This is a genomic window from Selenomonadales bacterium, from assembly GCA_017442105.1.
Taxonomy (GTDB): domain Bacteria; phylum Bacillota; class Negativicutes; order RGIG982; family RGIG982; genus RGIG982.
Genome location: JAFSAX010000201.1, coordinates 1 through 4,302, shown reverse-complemented (window position 1 = coordinate 4,302; position 4,302 = coordinate 1). Strand labels below are relative to the sequence as shown.

Below are 4,302 nucleotides of genomic sequence, written 5' to 3'. Positions count from 1 at the left end.
TTGCGGAGATACAAGAAGCGAATAAAAAGAAATACTGATATGAAGCCTGTATACATCAAGTTGTATGCAGGCTTTTCTATTGCGATAACATTATTATGATTGTTTATTTGTTGAAATATGATATACTGTTGGTATAAACCAATATTGAAATGATACAATATTGGTTTCAAATGATTGTAATAACGGGGGTTATGAAGTTGATTAAAATAGCACCATCCATTTTGTCGGCTGACTTTAAAAAATTGGGCGAAGAGATTCGTCGCGTTGATGAGGCAGGAGCCGACTGGATTCATATTGATATTATGGACGGTCATTTTGTACCGAATTTGACATTTGGCGCACCGGTTATCAAAATGGTACGTGAAGTGACTGAGAAGTTTTTTGACGTACATTTGATGGTCACAAATCCGCAAGATTATATCGAACCATTCCGTCAGGCAGGTGCACAGCTTATTACTGTTCACGTAGAAACAGCACCGCATCTTCATCGTCTTGTGCAGTCTATCAAATCGGCAGGTATGATGGCAGGTGTTGCACTCAATCCGTCTACATCTCTTTCTACAATCGAAGAGATTCTTCCCGATGTCGATGTCGTTCTTTTGATGAGTGTCAATCCGGGCTTTGGCGGACAGTCGTTCATCGAATCGTCTCTTGATAAGATCGCGCGTTTGAAAAAAATGATCGACGATCGCGGCCTTAATACGATCATCGAGATCGACGGCGGCGTATCGCCGAAAAACTCTTCCGCAATCAAAAAAGCAGGTGCAACAGCACTCGTTGCAGGTTCTGCTGTATATAATGCAGAAGATATGGTAAAAACGATCGCTGAGCTTAGAAATAATTGATAGCGAACGGAAATAATTGACTTTTTCAGAATTTAGTGTTAAAATGAAAAAGTAATTTAATACGGTTACAGTCTTTGGGGCAAGGTGATAAAGAGCAATCTTTAAATTCCTTACTGGCGGTATAGCCCGCGAGCGACACGACCTGTGTTGCAGACTTGATGCAATTACAAGGCCAACAGTATAGTCTGGATGGAAAAAGGCGAACTGTAAAAGTAGGCGTTTTATGACGCTTAGTTTGTTGTACCTATTTGGAACTCTGTAAGGCTGTTATCTTCTCTTAGAAGAGTAACAGCCTTTTCTTTTTTATGAAAGGAGGCGAGCCATGGAACGCGACGCATATTATATGAAAAAAGCCCTAGAGATAGCAGCATATGCATGTGGCCGTACAAGTCCGAATCCGCTTGTTGGATCGGTCATTGTAAAAGACGACAGAATCGTGGGACAAGGCTGGCATCGAAAAGCAGGCACACCGCACGCTGAGATTCATGCCCTTAATCAAGCAGGTGAATTGGCCAAGGGAGCAACGGTATATGTAACACTTGAACCGTGTTCGCATACGGGACGTACAGGTCCATGTGCCGATGCACTTGTCAAAGCAGGCGTGAAACGTGTAGTGATCGCTATGGTAGACCCGAATCCTGCCGTTGCAGGTAACGGTATTCGAAAATTGGAAGCAGCAGGTATCGAAGTCACAAGTGGTCTGATGGCGAAAGAAGCGGCAGAACTAAACCGCGTTTTCATCAAATGGATCAGTACAAAGATGCCATATGTTATCGTCAAGTCGGCAATGTCGCTTGACGGAAAGATTGCGACCGATATTGGCGAATCACAATGGATAACGAACGAAATGGCACGTGGTTACGGACATTGTTTTCGCGATGTTTGTGATGGGATCGTCGTTGGTATCGATACTGTTATCGCTGATGATCCAAGTTTGACGACAAGATTAGACGGTGCAGTAGGGAAGAATCCTATCCGCATCGTACTTGACAGCAGAGCGAGAATGCCGCTTGAAAGTAAAATGCTTCACGACGGACAATCTCCCGTCATCATCATCACGACGAATGAAGCCGATGCAGACAAAGTACATGCATTAGAAAAAGTCGGCGCAGCTGTTATTCAAGTCAATGCCAAAGACGGCCATGTCGATATTCGCGAGGCTTTCGCAGAGCTTGGTGCTAGACAGATATCGTCACTCCTCGTCGAAGGGGGCGCGAAAATCGTATCGTCTGTCATTCGCGAAAATCTTGCTGATGAGCTGATGACTTTTATTGCTCCTATTCTGATAGGCGGTAAGGATGCTCCGAGTGCATTCGGTATGCTTGGTGTATCGCACTTGGCAGATGCGGTTACATTAGAAGATGTATCTGTTGAAACATTAGACGGAAATTACCTTTTCCGTGGTTATTTTAAGAATCGAGGTGGACGGGATGTTTACCGGACTTGTGGAAGAATTGGGGAAAGTCAAAACAATTGAAAAAGGTGCTAAATCCGTCCGCATTACGATTGCGGCGAAGAAGGTTTTGGAAGACGTAAAGCTCGGTGACAGTATTGCCGTTAACGGCACTTGTTTGACTGCGGTCGATTTCGATTCGACTTACTTCACGGCAGATGTTATGCCTGAGACAGTCAATAAGACGGTTCTTGCACATCTAAGGCCGGGTGATCTGGTCAATTTAGAACGTACGCTTCGGCTGGGAGATCGTTTTGGCGGACATATGGTCAGCGGACACGTTGACAGTGTCGGTAAGATCATTGCCAAGGATCAAAATGATATCGCGATCATTGTCAAGATCAGCGTTACCCCCGAAACCAGTCGTTATATTATCAAAAAAGGGTCGATCGCCATTGATGGCATCAGTTTGACAGTCGTTGAAGCGACTGATACATGGTTCTCCGTATCGCTCATTCCGCATACTGCGAAAATGACGACACTCGGTTACAAACGAGTAGGGGATTCCGTAAATCTGGAAACAGACATCATCGGCAAATATGTAGAAAAGCTGCTTACGCCGAAATCGTCTGAACCCACACCGCAAAAAAGCGGTATCACAATGGATTTTTTAGCCCAACATGGGTTTTAATAGAGAAGGGAGTTATTATTATGGCTTTTAACACGATAGAAGAAGCAATTGAAGCGGTACGAAACGGCGAGATCATCGTTGTAGTAGACGATGAGGACAGAGAGAACGAAGGCGACCTTTTGATGGCCGCTGACAAAGTTACTCCGGAAGCAGTCAACTTCATGGCAACGTACGGCCGTGGTCTTATCTGCACTCCGATCGCAGGTGAACGCTTGGAAGAACTTGCAATCGGTGCTATGGTAGAAAAAAATACCGACAATCATGAAACGGCATTCACTGTTTCGATCGACTCGGTAGAAACGACGACAGGTATTTCTGCACATGAACGTGCGCTCACGATCCAGCGTCTTCTCGATCCTGCAACAAAAGCAGACGATATGCGTCGCCCGGGTCACGTATTCCCGCTTCGTGCAGTAGAAGGCGGTGTCCTCCGTCGTACAGGTCATACGGAAGCTGCTGTCGATTTGGCAAAACTGGCAGGCTGCTACCCGGCAGGCGTTATCTGCGAGATCATGAACGAAGACGGTACGATGGCACGTGTTCCCGATTTGATGAAATTCGTAGAAAAACATGGTCTTAAGATCGTTACGATCGCAGACCTTATCAAATATCGCAAAACACATGAATCGTCTATCCGTCGTGTGGCAGAAGCGAAAATGCCGACGAAATACGGTGAATTCCGTGTTATTGCTTACGAAACGACTGTTGATGATAAATGCCATTTGGCACTCGTCAAAGGCGATGTAGCAGGCAAGCAAAACGTCATGGTACGTGTTCATTCCGAATGTTTGACGGGTGATGTTCTCGGTTCGCTCCGTTGCGATTGCGGCGACCAGCTTGCACTTGCACTTAAAAAAATCGAAGCAGAAGGCGAAGGCGTACTTCTCTACATGCGTCAAGAAGGTCGCGGTATCGGTCTTGCAAACAAGATTCGTGCTTATGCACTTCAAGATGAAGGCAAAGATACGGTAGAAGCAAATGTACTCTTAGGCTTTGCTCCGGATCTTCGTGACTACGGTATTGGTGCTCAGATCCTTTCTGATCTCGGTTTGTCTACGATCCGCCTTTTAACGAACAACCCTGAAAAACGCGCAGGTCTTGAAGGTCATGGACTTCATATCGCCGAACGTGTTGCTCTTGAGATCAAACCGAATAAATTCAATCACGACTATCTCTGCGTCAAAAAATTAAAAATGGGTCACTTGCTCGTAGAAGAATAAGAAAATATACGATTACATTCTAGGAGGAATTATCATGAATCAAGTACAAGTTTTAGAAGGTCAATTACTCGCTGAAGGTTTAAAAATCGGTATTATTGCAGCTCGTTTTAACGAATTCATCACGAGCAAACTCTTGGGTGGTGCTATGGACGC

4 protein-coding genes and 1 riboswitch are annotated in these 4,302 nt (G+C 44.9%); all 4 genes read left to right on the top strand.

The genetic code is table 11. The features are described from left to right. Window positions 1–197: 197 nt before the first annotated feature. The 4 genes from IJN28_07860 to IJN28_07845 all read left to right on the top strand — a co-directional run bounded on the left by IJN28_07860 (window position 198) and on the right by IJN28_07845 (window position 4,149). Window positions 198–845 carry a ribulose-phosphate 3-epimerase gene (locus tag IJN28_07860; GenBank protein ID MBQ6713681.1) on the top strand — a complete coding sequence of 216 codons (648 nt, stop codon included), beginning with the start codon at window positions 198–200 and terminating at the stop codon, window positions 843–845. 66 nt (window positions 846–911) lie between these two features. After that, window positions 912–1,050, top strand: a riboswitch (FMN riboswitch). A 117-nt stretch (window positions 1,051–1,167) separates the two neighbouring features. Beyond that, complete coding sequence (ribD, locus tag IJN28_07855) at window positions 1,168–2,322, top strand: bifunctional diaminohydroxyphosphoribosylaminopyrimidine deaminase/5-amino-6-(5-phosphoribosylamino)uracil reductase RibD (protein MBQ6713680.1); 1,155 nt, start codon at window positions 1,168–1,170, stop codon at window positions 2,320–2,322. Then, complete coding sequence (locus IJN28_07850) at window positions 2,276–2,929, top strand: riboflavin synthase (protein ID MBQ6713679.1); 654 nt, start codon at window positions 2,276–2,278, stop codon at window positions 2,927–2,929. The genes ribD and IJN28_07850 overlap by 47 nt, the downstream gene beginning before the upstream one ends. 20 nt (window positions 2,930–2,949) lie before the next feature. Then, window positions 2,950–4,149: a bifunctional 3,4-dihydroxy-2-butanone-4-phosphate synthase/GTP cyclohydrolase II gene (locus IJN28_07845; protein ID MBQ6713678.1), complete on the top strand. Its 1,200-nt coding sequence runs from the start codon at window positions 2,950–2,952 to the stop codon at window positions 4,147–4,149. The last annotated feature ends 153 nt before the right edge of the window (window positions 4,150–4,302 follow it).

Excerpts from the sequence above, each read along its gene's own strand:
- IJN28_07845 (MBQ6713678.1), top strand. The coding sequence starts at position 2,950 with ATGGCTTTTAACACGATAGAAGAAGCAATTGAAGCGGTACGAAACGGC.
- ribD (MBQ6713680.1), top strand. The coding sequence starts at position 1,168 with ATGGAACGCGACGCATATTATATGAAAAAAGCCCTAGAGATAGCAGCA.
- IJN28_07850 (MBQ6713679.1), top strand. The coding sequence starts at position 2,276 with ATGTTTACCGGACTTGTGGAAGAATTGGGGAAAGTCAAAACAATTGAA.